We start from the raw sequence: 20,915 nt of genomic DNA on the forward strand, positions 1-20,915 counted from the left end.
ACATCCGCGAGATCTGCGACATCGTGCATGGCCATGGCGGACAGGTCTATCTCGACGGCGCCAATTTGAACGCGCAGGTCGGGCTGTCGCGGCCCGGCGATTACGGCGCCGATGTCAGCCATCTCAACCTGCACAAGACTTTTTGCATTCCGCATGGCGGCGGCGGACCCGGCATGGGCCCGATCGGGGTCAGGGCGCATCTTGTGCCGTATCTGCCGGGGCATCCCGCGACCGATGGCGCCGCGCCGCGCGCGGTCGGGCCGGTATCGGCGGCGCCGTTCGGCTCGGCCTCGATTCTCACCATCTCCTATATCTACATGCTGATGATGGGCGGCGACGGCCTGACCCGCGCGACCGAGATCGCGATCCTCAACGCCAATTATATCGCTGGCCGGCTGCAGCCGCATTTCCCGGTGCTGTACCGCAACGCCAAAGGCCGGGTCGCGCATGAATGCATCGTCGATCCGCGGGCGCTGAAGACCTCGAGCGGCGTCACCGTCGACGACATTGCCAAACGGCTGATCGATTACGGTTTTCATGCACCCACCATGAGCTTTCCGGTGCCGGGCACGCTGATGATCGAGCCGACCGAGTCGGAATCGAAGGCGGAGATCGATCGCTTCTGCGACGCCATGATCGCGATCCGAAACGAGATCGCTGAGATCGAGCGTGGCCGCTGGAAGGTCGAGGCCTCGCCGCTGCGCCATGCTCCGCATACGGTGCACGATATCGCCGACGATGCGTGGGCACGGGCCTACAGCCGCGTCGAGGGCTGTTTCCCCGCCGGCGTCTCGCGAACGGATAAATACTGGTCGCCGGTCGGGCGGGTCGACAACGTCTATGGCGACCGCCATCTGGTGTGCTCGTGCCCGCCGGTCACTGAATACGCGCAGGCGGCGGAGTAACGAAACTCTCGTGTCCCCGGACGCGGTGCAGCGTCCTTCACGATGCACCGCTGAGCCGGGACCTATGGCACCAGATAGCGTGGACCCCGGACCAGCAGCGCATCACTTCGTGCTGCGCAGCGTCCGGGGCACGAGGACAGGTCCGATGCCGGTTCAGAAATTCAACTGATCGGTCAGATCGCGCCAGTCCGGAAACAAATCCCTCGTGTCCCGGACGCGGTGCAGCGTCCTTCACGATGCACCGCAGAGCCGGGACCTATGGCGCCAAGTGGCGTGGACCCCGGATCAGCAACGCATCACCATAGCGCGTCGAAAGACGCGCGTAAACGCGCTGATGGTGCTGCGCAGCATCCGGGGCACGAGGACACGTCCGATGCCGGTTCAAAAATTCAACTGGTCGGTCAGATCGCGCCAGTCCGGATTGAGCTTCTCGATCAGCGCGACCTTCCAGGCCCGGCGCCAGCGCTTCAAGGAATGCTCACGCGCGCGAGCTTCAAGGATGGAATTGAACGCCTCAAAATAGACGAGTTGGTCGACATCGTATTTGCGCGTGAATCCGGGAACAAGCTTGGCCCGATGTTCTGACAATCGCCGCGCAAGATTGTTGGTGACGCCGACATACAACGTCCCATTTCGCTTGCTGGCGAGAATGTAGACAAAGAACAACTCGTCCATTGCCCTCGTTCCTCGGATACCGCGCAACGCATCGCGCAAGCAACGCGATGCCCTGGTGGTCCAGAGCCCGGTTCATCAAGCAGTGAAATTCCAATGCCAGGCCATGGGTCCCGGCTCTGCGGTGCATCGTGAAGGACGCTGCACCGCGTCCGGGACACGAGGAATCACGCCTCCGCCGGCTCCTCGCCGTCGCCGTCGGCGTCGCGCTCGGGGGAGCCGGCCAGAATCTGCTCGGCGATCAGGCCGGAGTTCTGGCGGATCGACGCCTCGATCTTCGCGGTCATGTCGGGATTGGCTTTCAAAAACGCTTTCGAGTTCTCGCGGCCCTGCCCGAGCCGCTGGCTGTCATAGGAGAACCAGGCGCCGGACTTTTCGACGATGCCGGCCTTGACGCCGAGGTCGAGGATTTCGCCCATCTTGGAGACCCCCTCGCCATACATGATGTCGAATTCGACCTGCTTGAACGGCGGCGCCAGCTTGTTCTTCACCACCTTGACGCGGGTCTGGTTGCCGACCACCTCGTCGCGCTCCTTGATCGCGCCGATGCGGCGGATGTCGAGCCGGACCGAGGCGTAGAATTTCAGCGCGTTGCCGCCGGTGGTGGTTTCCGGCGAACCGTACATCACGCCGATCTTCATCCGGATCTGGTTGATGAAGATCACCATGGTGTTGGATTTGTTGATCGAGGCGGTGAGCTTGCGCAGCGCCTGGCTCATCAGCCGCGCCTGCAGGCCGGGCAGCGCATCGCCCATCTCGCCTTCGAGCTCGGCCTTCGGCACCAATGCCGCGACGGAGTCGATCACCAGCACGTCGACCGCGCCGGAGCGCACCAGCGTGTCGCAGATTTCCAGCGCCTGCTCGCCGGTGTCGGGCTGCGAGATCAGCAATTCGTCGATGTTGACGCCGAGTTTTCGCGCATAGACCGGATCGAGCGCATGTTCGGCGTCGATGAAGGCGCAGATGCCGCCCTTCTTCTGGCCCTCGGCCACCGTGTGCAGCGCCAGCGTGGTCTTGCCTGAGGATTCCGGCCCGTAAATTTCCACCACCCGCCCCCTCGGCAACCCGCCGACGCCGAGCGCGATGTCGAGCCCGAGCGAGCCCGAGGAAATGGTCTCGATATCCATCGAGCGGTCGTTCTTGCCGAGCTTCATCACCGAGCCCTTGCCGAACTGGCGCTCGATCTGGGAGAGCGCGGCGGACAGGGCCTTGGTCTTATCCATGGAGGAACCTTCAACGATACGCAGGGCGGTGGCGGACATAGGTGGTGCTCCTTATGGCGGGGATTCGCTAGCGGGACAAACGGAGGTCGAGGATCGCGCAACCGCGCAGTGGACCGAAACTCTGTACCACGTTTGTTCTATGTTCGCAATATGTTCTTTTGACGGGTTTGATATTCGCCGGTTTCGTCCTCCGAGCGGCCTAAGTTAAAATACGGGGTTTGGGTTCACGGGCCTGTCCCGAGACATGGACGCATTCGTTGCAAATGACGCGGCCAGAGCTCGCAATAATTGCAGGATCTCCGATCGAGCTTCCCGCAAAATGAAAATCGAATTCCGGATTGGACATCGATGCGATCCGTTCCGTTTTCAGCCGCCTCGGTTGGCAGCCTGTTTCATTTGAACATGGCGGCTCATTCCCGTCGCCGCCATGGCAGCGATCCCGGAGGCCGTGCCGGTCGGCCCTACGTACTACGTAGTTCTCCGACCGTGAACAAAGTTCCGGGCGTCCTCACCGCGCATTCGGGATTCGCTGTGCGCCTTGTGTCAAAACGACCAGGGCGGCGGGCTATCTCAAAACGTCCATATTTGAAATGGGTTGGAGCAGCCTCCGGCGCTTAAGGCAGAACCTAATCCGCGCTCGCAAGCCGCCGCATCGTGAATTCGATATCGCCGCCGGGCAGCTCGCGCCAGCTTTCGACCGCGCTCATATAGGCCGCCTTGGGGTAGCGGTTGAGGAAGTCGCGCGCCCTGGTTCGCGCCTGCTCGCGCGGCAGCGTAAAGGTCTCGCGCAGATAGCCGTCGCCCGGCTTTCGCCGGCCGGCCATCCGGCTCGCGAGATCGCGCGGACGCAAGGCCATGTCGCAACTCCAAACCACGGGACGACTGGCTGAATATAGCGGCGGCGGAGAATGAATCCGAGTCTGCGCGCCTTCCTATTGCGCGCTGCTGCCGGTCTTGGTCTTCGGTTTCGCCGCGCCTGCCTTCGGCGTCTCGGTGCCGCGCACCGTGCCCCAGGGATCGGAGGAAGTCTTGGCGTCGGGAATCTTCTTCAGCGATTCCCTGTAGGCCTTTTCCCTGATCGCATCCTGCTCCTTTTCCTCCGGCGTTTTGGTCGCGAGTTCGGGGATCAGGTTGACATTGGGCACTTGCGCGTAGGCCGGCGCTGTCAGCAACAATGTCACCGCCACGGCGCTGAGAATTCTCATGGGACGCTCCCTCGCGTTTTCCGCAAGCGGTATATCACCGCGCAAACCGCGCCGCCAAGCTCGAACGCCCGCGGGGGCTCAGAGGCGATCCGACCTGCAGGATTTCGGCGATTGCGTCCAGTCGTCCCAGATCGGACCGCATTTGGTGCAGCCATCGAGCGCGAGACCCATGGCGATCAAGCCAAGGAGCAGTACCATCCGGCGCAACATGAACAAACCACTCCGCTGAAGCCGGATCATTGGGCTTCAAGTCGGGCATTTTCATGCCAAACGACCGAGCTCATGATCCGATCGAATCGCGTCGGATCAGGTTCCTTTCCGCGCAAGGCCGCCTAGAATGCCCGGCCACGACATCAGGCGAGGAAACAGGCTTCATGCAGCAACCGTCCGCCGAATTCGGCATCGCGGAAGCCAGGCGCGTGCTTGGCGAGGTGTTTGCGCCATGGATCGGGGATCTCAAGCTTGCGATCGAGGGGTTTGACTTCGCCCCGCCGCCCGGCGGAACCGCGGACTGGCAGCCGGGCGCGCTGCTGCGGATGCCGTTTTCAGAACGGCTGTGCCGCAACGGCGGCATGGTCTGCGGCCAGGCGCTGATGGCGTTTGCCGACACCGCGATGGTGATCGCCAACCTCGCCGCCAACCGCGTCTATCGGCCGATGACGACGGTCGACCAGACCACGCATTTCATGCGCGCGGTCTCCGATGCCGACGTGCTGGCCGATGCGCGCGTGGTCCGTCTCGGGCGCACCATGAGTTTTGGCCGCGTCACGCTGTTCGGCGCCGGCGACGACAAGCCGGTGGCGATGGTCTCGAGCGCGTTTGCGATGCTGGCTTCGTAGAAACCGGTTTCCCTTATCGATCGGGAGGTGGACCGGGCCGCCGCGAGAGCGTTGATGATGTCCGTGGCGGCGCCGACCAGGGGCCGCGGTTTCTGCCACGGCCCGGTCGACTGCAAATGATGACTACATGTCCATGGCCTGGGCGATTTCGATCGTGCCGCCGGCCTTGAGGATTGGACAACCCTTCGCCTTCTTGTGCGCGTCGTCGAGGCTTGATGCCTCGATCAGGCTATAGCCGCTGATCGGATTGGTGCCGCCGCCGCTGACCAGTGAGCCATCGGCCTTGACCGTGCTCGATGTCCCGACGGCATTGCCGCCGTCGATGACCGCGGACCCCAGGGACCCAAACCAGGCTCCCCAGGCATCCATCACTTTCTTGACCTCTTCGGGATTACCGGGATGACTTCCGCCGTGGTACGCAAACACGTATTTCGCCATGGTGATACCTCTTGGCTCGGTGATCGCCCCCGTTTTGGTGACTATCACTATCGACCCCCCTTGCAAATGGCGGAAACACCGCTAGCCTTGGCAGGATGGTTGTGAAGAGTTCACAAGCGCCTGCGTACAACCCGGCCAGACACGAGCCCCTGCGGCACGTCCTGGCACGGCTTGCCGGGATCGGTGTCATTCCGCACGCCGCGGCTGCGCTCGACCATTCCCTGCGGAGCGCGGGCTCCGGGCTTCGCGATGCCGTGTTGACGGAGGTTCCGGCATTCTCGGCTTCAGGCAACCCGGAGATACTGCCCGGGCTGAACCAACACGCCGCCGAGCACGTTCGGGAACTCCGCCGCCTTTTCGCAGGCGGCGAGGTCAGCGAGTTCGAATTCGTCAGGGTGCACGCCCATCTGCGCGCGGAGCAGCGATTCCCTCTGGAAGCCATGCTGCACGCTTATCGTTGCGGCCACCGAATCCTGTCTCACTGGCTGCGGGATGCCGCGATGGCGACAAGTCCCGAGAGCCTCGAAACGGCGGTCTCCGGGATCGCCGACTTTGCGATCGAGTACACCAACACCGTCAGCACGGTCGCGGCATCTGAATACGTCGCCCACACGCGGATGCTTGCCGAAGCGGATGGCGATCTGCGTACCGAGCTGTTGAACATCCTGCTCAGCGGTTACGATGAATCGGATGGGCGCGTTGCAAGACTCCTGAAGCGCGCGGGCTATCTCGAGCAGCGTCAGTCCTATTGCGTCGTCGTGGCTCAGTCAGCCAACCCATCGGAAATGGAAAATCATGCTCGCGCGCAGCGAATTGTGAACGCAATATCGGAAACGGTGGCGGCCACCTCGATTCGGGCGCTCGCCGGGATCCGCAACAATCTCGTGACCGTCGTGCTTTCAGACCGGCGCCGGCAATCGGGCTGGACGGCCCCTCAAGCCGATCTCGCCGAACGCATTCGCCCGATGCTCCTGGTGCTGGGGCCGGCCGTGCTGGTCGGCATCAGTGCGGATCACCCCTCGACATCATTTCTGCCAAAGGCCCTGCATGAAGCGACAATTGCGCTGGATTTCGCCAGCGTAACGAAGCGGGTCGTGCAATTCTCCGGTTTGCCCATTCGAGGTTTGCTGGTGTATCGCGGTACCGACCTGGTGCGATCCGCGCCGCCAAACTGGGTTGCTGGCCTTGTCAATGCTGATGCGAAAGCGGCTGGTACGCTCATTCAGACCTTGCGGGCGGTTGCCGACGCCGACTTGAACGTACAGAAAGCCGGACGCCAACTGGGGGTGCATCCGAACACGATCTATGCGCGGCTCGGTCGCATCAGAGAACTCACCGGACTGGACGGCCAACGCCACCACGGTTTGATCGAGCTGCTGCTCGCAGCCGACTGCTGGCGGATTTGATCGAAGAACTTGACCGAACACAGCCGTTCAGGGTCATTCGCTTCGATCCTGGTCTGTCAGCCGCATGTCCGGTTGGTCAGGGGACCATCCCGGACCTGCCGGTTCGGCGCAATTTTGCGCGGCGGCGCCAGCGCGACGCCGCGGCCACGATCAAAATTACCACGAGCGCAACGCCGATCGCCTTGCTCGTAAATCGTCCGCCGGGGCGGTCGATGGTGCGCGACCACAGCGAGGGCGCTTCGTCCGGCCGCGGCAGGCGGAACGCCACCACGCTGTCGCCGATCGAGGTGCCCGACTCGGAATGGCCGCCGGCGCCGATCGCGACATATTGCTCGCCCTGCCACAGATAGGTCATGGGGTTGGCGACGCCGGGGACCGGCAGCCGGCCCTGCCACAATTCCTCGCCGGATTTGGCGTCGAAGGCGCGCAGGTAAGCGTCCATCGCGCCGGTGAAGACGAGCCCGCCCGCGGTGATCGCGACGCCGTTGACCAGCGGCGCGCCCCAGTCGAAGGCGAGGCCGAGCGGCGCGCGGTCTTCCGTCGTGCCGACCGGTGAACGCCAGAGGATTTTCCCGGCCTTCAGATCGACCGCGACCATCTCGCCCCAGGGCGGCTTGTTGCACAACAGGCCCAGGGGCGACATCGCCACCGCGCGCGTCATCGCAAACAGCGCGCCCTGCTGCGGACCGAAATCATGACCGGGTGGAGCCTTGAACCCCTCCGCCTCCGCCCTCGGAATCAGTTTCACGATGTGCACGGCACGGCTGGTATTGGCATAGAGGATCTGGTTGAGCGGATCGAACGCCGCGCCGCCCCAGTTCACGCCGCCGCCGGTAAAGGGAAACAGCAGCGTGCCTTGCGTCGAGGGCGGCGTGTAGAGGCCTTCGTTGCGCGCGCTCGCAAACTGCTCCTCGCAGGCGGCGCGGCCGAAGCTCGGGAACGGATTGAACACATCGTCCGGCGAAATCCGCTGCGGCAGGAGCGCCGGCACATGGGTCGGGAACGGCTGCGTCGGCGAGAGCGCTTCGCCTTCCGCGGCCCCTTGCGGCACGGCGCGCTCCTCGACCGGCCAAACCGGCTTGCCGGTGTCGCGCTCGAGCACGAACAGGAAGCCCTGCTTGGTCGGCTGGATCACGACATCGCGCATCCCGTCGCCGGTGTCGATGCGCGCCAGGGTCGGCTGCGCCGGCAGGTCGTAGTCCCAGACATCGTGGTGCACGGTCTGGAACGACCAGACCAATTCCCCGGTCTCGCTGCGCAGCGCGACGACGGAATTGGCGTGCGCATTATTGCCGGGCCGCTTGCCGCCCCAAAAATCCGGGCTTGGCGACGACGTCGGCAGGAACACCAGCCCTCGCGCCTCGTCCGCCGACATCGGCGCCCAGACATTGGCGTGGCCGGCGGCGATGCCATCGTGAAGCAGCGGATCGAAACTCCAGCGCGGACGCCCGGTCCGCGCATCGAAGGCGCGCACGGTTCCGGGCGGCGCCTCGACGCGGCGATTATCGGCGATCGAAGAGCCGACCACGATCACACCGCGGCTCACCACCGGCGCCGACGTGATCTGGAATTCTCCCGGCCATTGCAGCGGCATTCCGCTATCGATCCGGATCTCGCCGCCCTCGCCGAAATCGGCGCAGGGAATCCCGGTCCTGGCGTCAAGCGCGATCACGCGGACGTCGTTGGTGCCCATGAAAATCCGCGCCCGGCAGGCCGCGGCCTCAGTCACCTTGTCGTCGACCCAATAGGCGACGCCGCGGCAGACATAACGGTTTGCCGGGCGCTGGTTGGTGCTGATTTTAGGATCGTATCGCCATTTTTGCGCGCCGCTGCCGGGATCGAGCGCGATGACTTCGTTGAACGGCGAACAGAAGATCAGGCTGTCTTCGACCAGCAGCGGTGTCGCCTGAAACTTGGTGCGCTTGATGATTTCGGGCGCGCGGCTGTCGAGATCGCCGGTACGGAATTCCCAGGCGCGGATGAGATTGCCGACATTGGCCGGCGTGATCTGCGAAAGCTGCGAAAATCGTGTTCCGCCGCGATCGCCGCCCCAATGCTCCCAGGCAAAGGCCGGCGTCGAGAGAAAGACGATAGCGGCGAACAGCCGGACCAGGTTTCGCATGCGACCTCCGCAAGCGGTGCGCCGGGCAACGGCGCATCGTCACGGAGGTCGATTTACGCGGTTACCGCGTCAGTATCCACTCTTCTGCCGGCCCTCGCTTGGGCTCCGGCCGCCATAGTTCCCGCCAAAGCCGCCACCGATGCCAATGCCGATGCCAATCGAAGGTCCGGGCGCCGGTTCGTAGTACTCGCGAATCGGCGGCGGCGGACGGCGATAGACCACGATATCTTCGTCGGGCTCGACCACCCGCCGCGGCGGCTTGCGATCGACACGCTTCGGCGGATTTGGATCGACCCGCCTGATCGGCGGCGCGTCGACCTTCTTGAGTTGCTGCGGCTGGGTGTTGCAGGGACAGGTCGGCGCGGCCAGCGCTATGTTTTGCGGCGCCGCGCCGCTGCCGACGGCCGCGGCGACCACGGGCGCGGTGTTCGGACGGTTGCGCAGCCGCTCTTCCAGCTTGCGCGCGGTCGAGGTCAGATCGCTGTTCGGATATTGGACGAGGAACGCGCGGTAACCCGCGGCGGTGTTGGTGATGACCGCGATGTTCCACGCCACCATGCGGCGGTGGCGATCGAGCCAGTCGCGCGCCTGCGGACCGAAGGGGGGCTGGGTGTAGAGGCCGACAAAGGCCTCATAGGCTTCGTCGGTGGCGTCGGCCACGATCAGGTCGTTGGCCAGTTCGACCGGCTTGCCCTTCAACTCGCGCCGCCACTCCTCCACTGTACGTTTGGCGGTCTGCTGCTTCGGCGTGGCCGTGCCGGCGGCCGGGCCACCGCCGAACCGAAAGTCTTCCGTCAGCGACGAACTGTCCCACGGCGTCTGCCGTCCCTCGGTCGCCTTGTTGACCGACAGGCGCACCCGCTTGAAGGTTTCCTCGATCGGAAGCCCCGGCTCCTTCGCCGCCGTGAGCAACGCGGTCGTATACGGGCTGTCGGCGCCGCTGCCGTCTTCGGCGACCGCGCCTGGCGAGGTCGAAAAGGAAATGAAGGTGCCGGGCGCGCCGATCCTGGTGTCGACCATCGCAAGCCCGCCGCCGGCGGTCTTGTTGATGTCGGGGAACGGATTGTTGCGGCAGGCGTCGAGCATCAGGATGCGCATCCGGCTCGGCACCGAAGTCAGCGTGTTCAGCATGTCGTTGAGGCGTACCGCCTGCAGCGGAATGTCGGCTTCGCGCTTCGGATCGATGTCGACCGGCACCAGGTAGTTTTCGCCGTCGATCTGCAGGCCGTGGCCGGCATAGAATACCAGCGCGACGGTGTCGGCCCCCTTGGCCGCCACCTTGTCGGCAAACTCGCTGACCTTCTCGCGCATCTGGTTCTGCGAAAGATCGGACGCGGACACCACCTCGAAGCCGGAACCGGTCAGCCATTGCGTGACCGCCCTGGCGTCGTTGGCAGGATTGGGCAAGGCCGGCACGGACCGATAGGCCGACTGGCCGATCACCAGCGCGAGGCGGTTTTCCGCGGCGGCGGGACCGGCGCAGGCGATGGCGGCGGTGACAAGGATGGCATTGAGCAGCGCGCGGCGAAACATGGGGCAACCTCCCGTCGATAGCAGGCTACGGATTGGTCGCCGAACGGCGGGAGGCGGTTCAAGCCGGACCTGCCACATGGAAGATAAACCCGCCGCCGTTCCACGCCAAAATTGTCGCAGGCCCGGATTCGGACGGCGCTGCGAAATTCACTTCGGCTTTCGGGCCGGCTCCGCGGGCCTGGCGATGCCCCACGGATCGTATTTTTCCTTAGGCTCGGGAATTCGTTCCAGCGCGGCCTTGTAGGCGTCCTCGTCGACCCGCGGCCGGTCGTCCTTTTTCTTCTGCTGGGTGTCGGCCTGCGGCCGTTTGCCCTGGGCATGCGCGGGCGCTGCGATCAACGCCAGTATCGCCGTCGCAGCCATCAACTTCCGCATCGCCACTATCTCCCCGCCGTCATATCCCGGAAACATTCCGCAACAGAAGCGTCACAGGATAGCTGGTTAGGCGTGATTTCAGCAAATATTGATCAGCGAAACAGCGATCGACAAGGCATGCATTCGATCCATGGGAACGTGGCAGCGTTCATATCGCATGGTCGGCCACACTATCGGCAGCGCAGGCGGCTTGCGGATTCGCCGATGGAGCTACAGGCAGCGCGTTTGCGACCGGGCCGGGCAAAGCTTGAGCGCGCTCGAGAGCGAGAACAACAGCCGCGCATGGCGGCCGATATTGTCAGGCGCGCGGTAGCTGAGCGGTACGGCCAGGCCGATATCGGCCTGCAGGTCGCTGCCCAGAAACAGCCGCACGCCGCCGCCCGCGGATGTCAGCGAAACCCCGTCGCCGATCCCGTAACCGACATTCCACGCCGTCCCGCTGTCGACAAAACCGTAGAACTGATAGCCGCTTAGATAGTGGAAATCCAGCTTTCGGTCGAACCGCAGTTCCAGCGTGCCGGCAAGCCCATTATCCCCGCTGATCTCGGCGCTGCCATAGCCGCGCCCGAAGGCGATACCGCCCAGGTAGAACTGCTGCGATAGGAATAGCGGTCCTGCCGCCCACTGTCCGGCCGCCGACATTTTCACCGACCATGCATCGGACAATGTCTGATAGCGCGTGAACCAGAAATTCACCGCCGAAAATTCACCCGACGCGCCGTCGCGCGAGAGAAAGTTGTCGTCCCGGTGCGAGGCGCCCATGATGTCGAGGCCCTGCCGGTAGGTCAGTGCCAGATAATTGTTGCCGCCGAAATCGTCCTGCAATCGATAGTCCGTCGTCAGGCTGATGGTGCGGATGTGGTCGGCGTAGATCCGGCCAAGGACATCGTTCTCCGTCACATTGCTGAAACCCATCGCGGCGGTCAGCGTCAGCGCCGATCTCTGCGATTGCAGCGGGATGAAGCTGCCGTGGAATTCGAAGGATTCCGTCCTGGTGTTGTCGTTGTAGCGGTGCCTGATGTCTCCGGGCCAGACCTCGCTGTAAAAGCCGGATGCCCCGACCCGGACGCCGTCGGTGCCTACGGGAGCATCATAGGACAGGCGGCCGAACGCGAGCTGCCGCGGATCGGCCGGCGTGGTCGAGAGGCTGACCGCCAGCGTATCGCCGGGGATCATGTAGGAATTGAACGCCGCCGTTGCATAGCTTTGCCAGGGACCTACCGCCGACGATCCGAGATTATCGACGCCGAACGAGCTGTAGATATGCCAGGTCTTCAGGCTGACGATCAGGCGGAATTTACCGCTCGCGGTGCCGATCTCCTCAAGCGCGGAATCCTCGATCCGCACCCCTGGCCGGCCGTTGATCAGAAGCAGTTGCCGTTCCAGCGTGGCAAGGCGGGATGGCTGTTCGACGAGCACGGGACGGAGCATCGGGCGGATGCCGAACTGTTCGGCGCCCTCTCCCTTCAACACCAGTTCGGTCATGCTTCCTTCGATCACCTGCAGCCGCACCCGGCCATTTTCGATGTCCTGCGGCGGAACGATCGCGCGGCTGAGATGAAACCCCGCGTCGCGATAGATGTCGCTCATCGCCAGGGCGATGGCTGCGAGGTCAGCCTGCGACACCCTCTTCCCGATGTAGCCTTGATAGGCGGTCGACAGCCGCTCGCGCGATATCGCATGCGCGCCGACGATCGAAACGTGGCGCAACAGGAACAATGGGTTGGTGGCCGCCCGGCCTTCCGGCTGCGCCAGGCGGGGCGTGGGCAAGCGAGGCCGGACGGCAGGCGACTGTTCGGAGCCTACCGCATCGAAGCGTTTCTCCGTCCGGGTTGGATCATAGGCCGGCCGGCTCACCTGCTGCGCCTTGGCCGGCCCCAGGACGATGGCCGCCGCCAGCATCAGGACGGCCACCATCGGTAGTCTTGCATGGCCGTGCGCAAGCAGGAGATCGCGCCTCCGTAATTCCACGGAGGAAACCGTCCGATTGTTTGAGAGACCGTTAGCCATATGATTTTTCATAGAATTTTATGGTCAACGAATGGTTAAGGCGTGGCTCGCGCGCCGGCATTTCTGCTTACTCAATGTTGAAACATTTCCGCTAATCCTGACCCTCAAGGGGAATTGCCGGAGTGTTTCCATGGATACGTTTCATCAGGTATCGCGGCTGCTGAGCGCGGCCGTCGTGCTGGCGGCGGCGACCGGCGCATTCGCGGCCGATGACGGCGCCTGGTCGGTCAGCAAATCCTCCGGTGAGGTCTGGCTCACCTCGACATCCGCGCAGCCGGCCTCGCTCCGGCAGGAAGCCGTGTTGAAGCCCGGCGACACCATTCGCACCGGCCGCAATGGCCGCGTCTTCCTGGTGCGCGGCGAAGAAGCGATGATGGTGGCGCCGAATTCGGTGATCGCGCTGCCCGCGGAGAAGAAGGGAGGGCTTTCGACCACGATCGTGCAGCAGGCCGGCACCATCCTGCTCGACGTCGAAAAGCGCGACGTCAAGCATTTTGAAGTCGAGACGCCCTATCTCGCCGCCGTGGTGAAGGGCACGCAATTCCGCGTCACCGTGGATGCCGCGAGCACCAGCGTCCGCGTGTTCGCAGGCCAGGTCGAGGTCGCCGATTTCAGGTCGGGCCAGATCGCCCAGGTGATGCCGGGCCAGTCCGCGACTGCGTTTCAGAATGGCAAGCCCGGTCTCACGCTGGGCGGATCCGGCACGTTTGGTCCGATCGAACAGGGAAAACCCCGCGCGTCCTCCGTTGAACGCATTCCGGTCCCGAAGGCGGGATTTTCCGCGCCGCGCAACGCCGTGAACGGCCACTCCATCCGCTCGGTCGGCATTCCGGATCGGGCGCGCGCTGGCGTGACGCGCATCTCCTCCGCGCTCGGCGAAGTCCGGCTGAACGCCCATAAGGTGACGCACGGTCTCGCGCACGAGGGATCGTCGGCACACGGCACAGCGAGAAGTGCCGCGTACAGGGACACGGTCTGGAGTTCTTCCGACTCGGCGACCACGGTCGCAGCCGGCAACGGTCAAGGCAGCTTCAATGCAACAAACAGCGCCGCCGGCGTTTCAGGAGGCAATGCGGCGGTGGCCGCCGTCGCCGGCAGCGGCAACGGAAACGGCTATGGTAATGCCGGCGGCAACGGCAACGGCCAAAACGGCAATGGCAACGCCTTCGGCCGCGGCAAGAAGAAATAGTTGGGCCTGTATCTTCCTTGGCGGACGGGGGTTCGCCAGGGCGGGGCGCGCCAAAGCTCTCGTGGCCCCGGAAAAGATGGACACCAGGACGGTGGAGTTAAGGTGAGAGAGTATCGGCCGCATATTTTGGTGATGGTAGCCCTGGCAATCGCTCTGTCATGCGGCTGGCATTCGCCGCTTCGCAACGCGTTGACCGATCTGCGGTTCGCCTGGCAGTCGCGCCAGGCGAGCGGCGACATCGTCATTGTCGCAATCGATGCCCCTTCGATCGAGAAAATCGGCGTCTGGCCGTGGCCGCGCCGCCTGCACGCCGAATTGGTCCGGCGGCTGGAGGCGGCGGGCGTGCAGGACATCGCGTTCGACGTCGATTTCAGCGTGCCGGCCGATGCGGTGTCCGACCAGGCCTTCGCTGACGCCCTCGACAAAGCGGGCGGATCGGTCATCTTGCCGTCGTTCAGCCAGCCCGGGGCCGACAAGACCGAAATCCACGTCAACCGCCCGCTGCGGCAATTCAGCGATCATGCGTGGACGGCGCACGTCAATGTCGCAGTCGAGCCGGACGGACTGGTGCGCCGCTATCCCTATGGCGAGATGCTTGACGGAAAATTCCTGCCGTCGATGGGCGCGATGCTGGCCGGGCAATATGCCGAACAGCTTTCGCCTTTCCTGATCGACTTCGGCATCCGCGGCACGTCGGTTCCAAAAATATCCTTTGTCGACGTGCTGCGCGGGGACGACGCGACGCTGGCCCGATTGAAGGGCAAGAAGATCGTGGTCGGCGGCACCGCGCTTGAACTCGGCGATCGCTTCAGCGTTCCGAACGGGCGAATCGCCTCCGGACCGTTGCTGCTGGTGCTCGCGGCCGAATCGATCCTGCAGAACCGCGCCCTGCACTTTACATCCGATGTCATCGGGCTCGCGGCCGTGGGCCTGCTGGCGCTGATCGTGCTGCGGTCGTGGCGCCGCCTCCCGGCCGGCCGGCGGGTGCTGCTGCTGGCGGGAATCGCCGCCGCGGCCGAAGTTTTGGCGTTTCTGCTCCAGAGCAGATTGCCCCTGATCCCCGATACATCGTTGTTTCACGTCGCGATCGCCGTCTATCTCGGGGCGATCGCCCTCGACGAGATCGATTTCCGGGGTGTGCTCGGCAGCATTGCGGAGAACCGGTTTCAACGGGTTGCCATGTCGCTCGGGGACGGCCTGGTCTGCACCGACCACAACCGTTTGATCACGGAGTGGAATCCCGGCGCCGCCGCGATCTTCGGTTACACGCGGGAGGAAATGATCGGCCGTCCCTTCGAAGGGCTTGGCGCCGATGGCGGCAAGACATCGCGCCCACTCTCGATCCACGATATCGCCGGGCTTCCCGCCGGCACCGTCAGGGAATTCGACGGGCGCCGCAAGAGCGGCGAGGTGTTCCCGGTCGAGGCGAGTTTTTCGCGCTGGCAAGGCACCGACGGGCATCAGTACGGCGTCATTCTGCGCGACCTCTCGGTGCGAAAGCGCGAGGCCGAGCGAATTCGATATCTGGCGGAATATGATTCACCGACCGGCCTCGCCAACCGCGATACGCTTCACGCCAGGCTGGCCGCGATGATCGCAGCCGCCGAGAAGGACGGCGGCAAGGTGGCGTTGCTGGTGCTCGGCCTCGACGGCTTTCAGCACATCAACGGCATGCTGGGGCATGCCGCGGGCGACCTCGTGCTCCGCGCCGTGTCGGACCGGCTGAGGGCCGAGACATTGGACGGGGGAATTGCCGCGCGGTTGAGCGGCGATGAATTCGCCGTCGCATCTTCGATCGCCGGCGCGGGCGAAACCTTCGAGCGACTGGTCGGGCGCATCGAGGCATGTCTTGCCACGCCGCTGATCGCCGGAAACCGTCAGCACCGTGTCAGGGTGAGCATCGGCGCCGCGGTCTTTCCCGCGGGCGGCCGCAACGCCGACGAGCTCCTGAGCAACAGCCATCTTGCGTTCTGCCGCGCCAAGGCCACGCGGCGCGGCGGCCATGTGCTGTTCGCGGATTCGATCAGGCAGGAACTGGAGACACGGCTGACGCTCGAGGCCGAATTGGCGGTGGCGTCCGAACGTCATGAATTCGAGCTGTTCTATCAGCCTCAGGTTCGCCTGGCCGACGACAGCCTCGTCGGCGCCGAAGCCCTGATCCGCTGGCATCATCCGGTGCGCGGCCTCGTTTCGCCGGCGGAATTCATGCCCGTCGTCAACACGTCAGCCGTTTCCGGCCCGGTCGCGGCCTGGGTGCTGGAAACGGCGTGCCGGCAGGCGCGCGCCTGGGAGCTTGCCGGACAGCGGCTGCGGATCGGCGTCAACCTGTCGCCGTCACAGCTTCAGTCGGGTGACCTCGCAGACGCGGTCGCGCAGGTCCTTGCCGACACGGGCCTGACCCCATCGCTGCTGGAACTCGAAGTGACCGAGGACATCCTGCTGACCGACACGCAGCGCGTGCTCGACACTTTCCTGAAGATCCAGCAGCTCGGTGCCCGCATCGTGTTCGACGATTTTGGTACCGGCTACGCCAGCCTCAGCTATCTGAAGAAATTCCCGCTGGACGGGCTCAAGATCGACCGTTCCTTCGTGGTTGAACTGATCGCCGATCCCGACGACGACGCCATTGTCGGTTCGACCGTCAGTCTCAGCAAGCGGCTGGGCCTTTCGGTGACCGCCGAAGGCATCGAGAACCGGGCAACGGCCGACCTTCTTCTCAGCATCGGATGCGAGGAGGGACAGGGCTATTTCTTCGGCCGGCCGATGCCGGCCCATGAGTTCGAAAGCAAGTTCATGGCCAGGGACACCTTTGTCGAAGTCGCCTGAGGGGCAGCACGCTCCCGATACGGGATGGTAAACGCGCCCCTGCCATGACCGCTCAAATGCAACCGCCGCGCCAGCGGTTTTTTCCAGTCTTTTTCCTTTAGCCTTTCCCGATAACGCGACGAAGCAGGCCGCACGGCGGCACTGCTTCAACAATCGCCAACGGGGAAGCCGGGGAAGTGGCCAAGATTGCCGAACCAGCGGTGGTCCGCCGCGCATCCGTCACGGATGCCGCGCGCGTGCCTGCGCCAGCGGCGCGAAGCGGTCCGGCGCCGCTCGCCGCTATTCCTGCCGCCCAATGGCGCGCGCTCGCCGAACGCGCCATCGAGCCGAACGGCTACTACCTTCCGGACTGGGAACTGGCCGTCGACGCCTCCGCCCGCGACCGTGTCGCTGCGTCCGCACTCGGCGCCTGGAGCGATGGCGCGAGATTGATCGGCCTGATGCCGGCCGTTTCGATGTGGCGCGCCTGCCGGATCCCCCTGCCTGCCTTGGTGAGTGCCGATCCCTACGGCACGCTGTGCACGCCGCTGCTCGATCGCGCCATGGCGGAGGATGCGGCAGCAGGCCTGCTGGAGGCGGCACGGCAGGCCGGCGCCCGCGCGCTGATCCTGCGCGCCGTCGCGCTGGATGGCGCGGCGATGAAGGCTTTTGGCGAGGCATCGCGGCGCGACGGCTTGCGTCCGCGCTTGTTGCAGTCCCATGCGCGCGCCTGCCTCGACGCGACAGGCGATGCCGACGAGGTGTTGCGCGAGGCGCTGGGTGCGAAGAAACTCAAAGAGCTGCGCCGCCAGCGCAACCGCCTCGCCGAACATGGCGCGGTTCACTTCGACGTGGCGCGCACGCCGCGACAGGTCGCAGCCGCGGTCGAGACCTTTTTGGAACTGGAGGCCAGCGGCTGGAAGGCGACACGCGGCACCGCGCTTGGACAGCATGCGGGCGATGCGGCGTTCATCCGCCGCGCGACCTCGGCGCTCGCCGAAACCGGCCAGTGCGAGATCGTCAGCCTGCGGGCCGGCGATACCAGAGTGGCGGCCGCGATCGTGCTCCGGCATCAGGATCGCGCCTTCTATTTCAAGCTCGGCGTCGACGAGCGCTTTGCAAAATTCTCGCCGGGCGTGCAACTGACGCTCGATCTCACCCGCCATCTCTGCGCCGATCCGGCAATCCGGCTCGCCGATTCCACCGCCGGCTCCGATCATCCCATGATCAATCCGATCTGGCGCGGGCGGCTCGGGATCGGCGACGTGCTGATCCCGCTGCGGCGAAACGATCCCGTCGCCGTGCTGATCCACAGGGCGATGACGCTGCGTGAGTTCGCCCGCGAACTCGCCCGCTGGACCGTCCGATCGATCCGCAGACACGAGAAAGACACCGCATGAATGCCGCACCCGTTCCGCCCGGCCTTACTGCAACGGCGAATGCGGCGCGGGCAGCATGATGGTCGAGTGCATCTCTTCGAGCAGCGGCCCGCTTTTCCCAAGGAATTCCTGCCATACCGGATCTTCAAGCGCGTTCGCACGCGCTTCGACGCGCGCGTTCAGGCTGGGATACGCCCAGATGTGGCAGACTTCGTTCGGTTGACCCGCCTCGGTCTGCCAGAGGCCGACAATCCTGGAATATTTCTCGCGCGCCGGGAGCGCCGCGGTGAACACATCGATCCACTGCCTGACCGCGCCGCCGGTTTTCGTGCGATAGTTGCGGAACTCATAGATGTTGCCGGTCGATGCCGGGGCAACGGGCGCCTTCACGGCGTTGAGCAGGCGGATGTCCTGACGCACCATCAGCGGACGGATCAGCGGAATGTACTCGCCGGTCCAGCGCGGATTTTTGGCGAGTTCGCCGCGCAATCTCGCGCGCTCGGCGAAATCGCTGTAGCTCCACAGATGCATGACCTGATTGAGGGGGCCGATCTCGGTCGTCCAGTAGCCTTCGAGCTTGCCGTAGTCATCCTTGCGGATGTCGCGCGACACAGTGCTCGCCGCCTTGACCATGTCGCCGATCGTGCCGGGCTTTACGGTGTAGGTCCTCAACTCATAGAGCATGACGTTTCCTCGAATTTCCTGTTGCCGGGTCGCTAGCCCTATCAGGCGCCTTCAAGACCTGAAAGCCGCAAGGTTCCAACCGCGCGCTCAAACGGCGCGCACCTCGATGGCGATACGCCCCGCGCTGCGCCGCATCGCGCTCGGCAACCGCGAGTTATTATCTGAAGAGGGCGTAGGGGTCGTTTCCCTACCTCTCCCCGTACTTTACGGGGAGAGGCCGGATCGCTCCTGCGATCCGGGTGAGGGGCAAGGCACCCCGTCAATCGCTACACTGCATTCAACGGATAGAGGCCCCTCACCCCAGCCCTCTCCCCGCAAGAGCGGGGCGAGGGAGAGGAACGCCTCGCTCACATTTTCGATAGACATCCTTCAATCGCTTCATGCAGGTTTTGCATGAGTTCTTCCATGCTGTCGCCCTGGGTGGCGCAGCCCGGGATGGCAGGGACTTCAGCCCAGAAGCCACCCTCCTCGGCCTCATGCACGATAATCTCGATCTTCATGTTCGGCGATCCCGTCACTCCGCCGCCTGCGCGTTGATCTCGCCCGAGACCTGACGGATAGCGCGCGCGAGCTGTTCGGCCGGCTGCGCGCCGGACACCGCGTATTTCTGCGCGAACACGAAGGTCGGCACCCCGGAGATGCCCTTGTCAGAGGCTTCCTGCGCCTGGCCCGAGATCAGCGCGACGTCCTCGTCGGTTGCCAGACGCTTGCGCACGTCATCGGCGTCGAGGCCGATATCGGCCGCCGCCTGCACCAGCACCTCCGTGTCGGTGAGATCGCCGCCATCGCGAAAATACAATTCCATCAGCCGCTGCTTCATCTCGGCCGCCTTGCCCTCAGCTTCCGCCCAGTGAATCAAACGATGGCAATCGATGGTGTTGGGCTGGCGCTTGACCAGCTCCGGCCGGTAGGTCAGGCCTTCCTCGTCCGCGGCGGCGACGACGCGCCCGGCGATGCTCTGATAGGCTTCGGGCGAGCCGAATTTCGCGGTGAGGTATTCGTCGCGGCTGATGCCCTCGCGCGGCACCCAGGCATTGAGGAAGAACGGCCGCCAGCGGACTTCGACCGGAACATCCGGCACCAGCGCCAGCGCGTTCTCGATCCGGCGTTTTCCGATATAGCACCAGGGGCAGACCACGTCGGAGACGATGTCGATCTTAAGCGGTTTCAGGGTGCTCATCGGATTTCCTCCGCGGGAAAGACCCCAGAGATAAGCTCCGATCCGAGCCCGGACAAGCCGCTATTTGAGACTGGCCGCGATCTCCTGCATCCGCCCGGCGGTGAAATCGTCGGCCGCGAAAAACGTTTCCAGCGCCAGTTCCGACAGCGTGATGTCGACCGGCGTGCCGAACACCATGGTGGTGGAGAAGAAGCTCAGCACCCCGCCGTTCAGGCGCAACTTGAAGGGGATCGCGACATTGTCGGAAGCAAGCGGCGCCGAACGCGCCGGCAGCGGATAGGCTTTCAGTTCCTGATACAGCCGGATCAGTTCGGGATCGGCGGTCGCCTCGCACTGGCGATGCAGCCGATCCAGGAGATGCCCGCACCATTCCGCGAGGTTGACGGTGCGTCCCGCCAGCGCTTCGGGGTGCAGGGCCAGACGCAGGATATTGAGGGGCTGGCCGAGCAGCCGCACCGGGATGCCCGCCAGGAGCGGCATCACCATGCGGTTGGCCGACACCAGATTCCAGTGCCGGTCGTAGGCCAGCGCCGGATTAGGCTCATGCGCCCTCAATACCAGCTCGATCGCAGCCCGCGCCGATCTCAGCGCGGGATCGTCGAGCGAACGCTGCGGAAACGCCGGCGCATAGCCCGCGGCCACCAGCAGCACATTGCGTTCGCGCAAGGGCACCTCCAGACGCTCGGCGAGCTTCAGCACCATGTCGCGCGACGGCGCGGCGCGGCCGGTTTCCACGAAACTGAGGTGACGGGCCGAAATCTCGGCATCGCCGGCGAGATCGAGCTGGCTCAGATGCCGGCGCTGCCGCCATTCGCGCAAATGCTCCCCGACATGGGCGTGCCGGGATCGCTCGGCGCGTGCGGTGGATGCATGGGCGTTCATGGCCGCAAACCTACCATGCGAATTTCAGCCATTCCATTACGTCCGGGGTAATGGAATTGGCCCGTGGA

At 64.5% G+C, this 20,915-nt stretch carries 19 protein-coding genes and 1 pseudogene; 6 read left to right on the plus strand and 14 right to left on the minus strand.

Annotation, left to right across the window (positions count from 1 at the left end; translation table 11 throughout):
- Nucleotides 1-905, plus strand: a pseudogene (locus WCE35_RS21800) (glycine dehydrogenase (aminomethyl-transferring)); the annotation flags it as partial.
- Nucleotides 906-1,286: 381 nt separating this feature from the next.
- On the opposite strand, the gene WCE35_RS21805 reads toward WCE35_RS21800, so the two are convergent.
- The 5 genes from WCE35_RS21805 to WCE35_RS21825 all read right to left on the minus strand — a co-directional run bounded on the left by WCE35_RS21805 (nucleotide 1,287) and on the right by WCE35_RS21825 (nucleotide 4,203).
- Nucleotides 1,287-1,580, minus strand: a complete 294-nt coding sequence (locus tag WCE35_RS21805) for a GIY-YIG nuclease family protein (RefSeq protein WP_424595388.1) — start codon at nucleotides 1,578-1,580, stop codon at nucleotides 1,287-1,289.
- Nucleotides 1,581-1,744: 164 nt separating this feature from the next.
- Nucleotides 1,745-2,839, minus strand: coding sequence for a recombinase RecA (gene recA / locus WCE35_RS21810; RefSeq protein ID WP_424595389.1), 1,095 nt, complete (start codon nucleotides 2,837-2,839; stop codon nucleotides 1,745-1,747).
- A 587-nt stretch (nucleotides 2,840-3,426) separates the two neighbouring features.
- Nucleotides 3,427-3,657 carry a hypothetical protein gene (locus WCE35_RS21815; protein WP_424595390.1) on the minus strand — a complete coding sequence of 77 codons (231 nt, stop codon included), beginning with the start codon at nucleotides 3,655-3,657 and terminating at the stop codon, nucleotides 3,427-3,429.
- A gap of 75 nt (nucleotides 3,658-3,732) precedes the next feature.
- A complete protein-coding gene (locus tag WCE35_RS21820; protein WP_424595391.1) occupies nucleotides 3,733-4,005 on the minus strand; it encodes a hypothetical protein in 273 nt (90 codons plus the stop codon).
- A 78-nt stretch (nucleotides 4,006-4,083) separates the two neighbouring features.
- The gene (locus WCE35_RS21825) at nucleotides 4,084-4,203 is read right to left on the minus strand and encodes a peptidylprolyl isomerase (protein ID WP_424595392.1); all 120 of its coding nucleotides are present in this window, start codon (nucleotides 4,201-4,203) and stop codon (nucleotides 4,084-4,086) included.
- 176 nt (nucleotides 4,204-4,379) lie between these two features.
- Here WCE35_RS21825 and WCE35_RS21830 point away from each other — a divergent pair, with 176 nt between their 5' ends.
- Entirely contained in the window at nucleotides 4,380-4,844 is a 465-nt protein-coding gene (locus tag WCE35_RS21830; protein ID WP_424595393.1) for a PaaI family thioesterase, read from the plus strand.
- Nucleotides 4,845-4,967: 123 nt separating this feature from the next.
- Here WCE35_RS21830 and WCE35_RS21835 read toward each other — a convergent pair whose 3' ends face one another.
- Nucleotides 4,968-5,282, minus strand: coding sequence for a YciI family protein (locus WCE35_RS21835; protein ID WP_424595394.1), 315 nt, complete (start codon nucleotides 5,280-5,282; stop codon nucleotides 4,968-4,970).
- 101 nt (nucleotides 5,283-5,383) lie between these two features.
- On the opposite strand from WCE35_RS21835, the gene WCE35_RS21840 reads away from it, so the two are divergent.
- Complete coding sequence (locus tag WCE35_RS21840; protein ID WP_424595395.1) at nucleotides 5,384-6,688, plus strand: PucR family transcriptional regulator; 1,305 nt, start codon at nucleotides 5,384-5,386, stop codon at nucleotides 6,686-6,688.
- Between the two features lie 76 nt (nucleotides 6,689-6,764).
- Here the strand turns inward: WCE35_RS21840 and WCE35_RS21845 are convergent, their stop codons facing one another.
- From WCE35_RS21845 to WCE35_RS21860, 4 genes are all read right to left on the minus strand, one after another.
- Entirely contained in the window at nucleotides 6,765-8,810 is a 2,046-nt protein-coding gene (locus WCE35_RS21845) for a pyrroloquinoline quinone-dependent dehydrogenase (protein ID WP_424595396.1), read from the minus strand.
- A 69-nt stretch (nucleotides 8,811-8,879) separates the two neighbouring features.
- Entirely contained in the window at nucleotides 8,880-10,343 is a 1,464-nt protein-coding gene (locus tag WCE35_RS21850) for a caspase family protein (RefSeq protein ID WP_424595397.1), read from the minus strand.
- Between the two features lie 147 nt (nucleotides 10,344-10,490).
- Nucleotides 10,491-10,718 (minus strand): hypothetical protein, encoded by a 228-nt coding sequence (locus tag WCE35_RS21855; RefSeq protein ID WP_424595398.1) that lies wholly within the window; start codon nucleotides 10,716-10,718, stop codon nucleotides 10,491-10,493.
- Nucleotides 10,719-10,928: 210 nt separating this feature from the next.
- Complete coding sequence (locus WCE35_RS21860) at nucleotides 10,929-12,635, minus strand: ShlB/FhaC/HecB family hemolysin secretion/activation protein (RefSeq protein ID WP_424595399.1); 1,707 nt, start codon at nucleotides 12,633-12,635, stop codon at nucleotides 10,929-10,931.
- 223 nt (nucleotides 12,636-12,858) lie between these two features.
- On the opposite strand from WCE35_RS21860, the gene WCE35_RS21865 reads away from it, so the two are divergent.
- The 3 genes from WCE35_RS21865 to WCE35_RS21875 all read left to right on the plus strand — a co-directional run bounded on the left by WCE35_RS21865 (nucleotide 12,859) and on the right by WCE35_RS21875 (nucleotide 18,122).
- On the plus strand, nucleotides 12,859-13,917 hold the full coding sequence (locus WCE35_RS21865; RefSeq protein WP_424595400.1) for a FecR domain-containing protein: 1,059 nt from the start codon (nucleotides 12,859-12,861) through the stop codon (nucleotides 13,915-13,917).
- Nucleotides 13,918-14,049: 132 nt separating this feature from the next.
- Nucleotides 14,050-16,743 carry an EAL domain-containing protein gene (locus tag WCE35_RS21870; RefSeq protein ID WP_424595401.1) on the plus strand — a complete coding sequence of 898 codons (2,694 nt, stop codon included), beginning with the start codon at nucleotides 14,050-14,052 and terminating at the stop codon, nucleotides 16,741-16,743.
- A gap of 176 nt (nucleotides 16,744-16,919) precedes the next feature.
- Nucleotides 16,920-18,122, plus strand: a complete 1,203-nt coding sequence (locus WCE35_RS21875; protein WP_424595402.1) for a GNAT family N-acetyltransferase — start codon at nucleotides 16,920-16,922, stop codon at nucleotides 18,120-18,122.
- A 24-nt stretch (nucleotides 18,123-18,146) separates the two neighbouring features.
- Here the strand turns inward: WCE35_RS21875 and WCE35_RS21880 are convergent, their stop codons facing one another.
- The 4 genes from WCE35_RS21880 to WCE35_RS21895 all read right to left on the minus strand — a co-directional run bounded on the left by WCE35_RS21880 (nucleotide 18,147) and on the right by WCE35_RS21895 (nucleotide 20,847).
- Nucleotides 18,147-18,785, minus strand: coding sequence for an NIPSNAP family protein (locus WCE35_RS21880; RefSeq protein ID WP_424595403.1), 639 nt, complete (start codon nucleotides 18,783-18,785; stop codon nucleotides 18,147-18,149).
- A gap of 347 nt (nucleotides 18,786-19,132) precedes the next feature.
- Nucleotides 19,133-19,285: a type II toxin-antitoxin system HicB family antitoxin gene (locus WCE35_RS21885; RefSeq protein ID WP_424595404.1), complete on the minus strand. Its 153-nt coding sequence runs from the start codon at nucleotides 19,283-19,285 to the stop codon at nucleotides 19,133-19,135.
- A gap of 14 nt (nucleotides 19,286-19,299) precedes the next feature.
- Nucleotides 19,300-19,965, minus strand: coding sequence for a DsbA family oxidoreductase (locus WCE35_RS21890; RefSeq protein WP_424595405.1), 666 nt, complete (start codon nucleotides 19,963-19,965; stop codon nucleotides 19,300-19,302).
- Between the two features lie 60 nt (nucleotides 19,966-20,025).
- Nucleotides 20,026-20,847, minus strand: a complete 822-nt coding sequence (locus WCE35_RS21895) for a helix-turn-helix domain-containing protein (protein ID WP_424595406.1) — start codon at nucleotides 20,845-20,847, stop codon at nucleotides 20,026-20,028.
- Between the last annotated feature and the right edge of the window lie 68 nt (nucleotides 20,848-20,915).

It is taken from the genome of Bradyrhizobium sp. (genome assembly GCF_049691595.1).
Classification (GTDB): Bacteria; Pseudomonadota; Alphaproteobacteria; order Rhizobiales; family Xanthobacteraceae; genus Bradyrhizobium.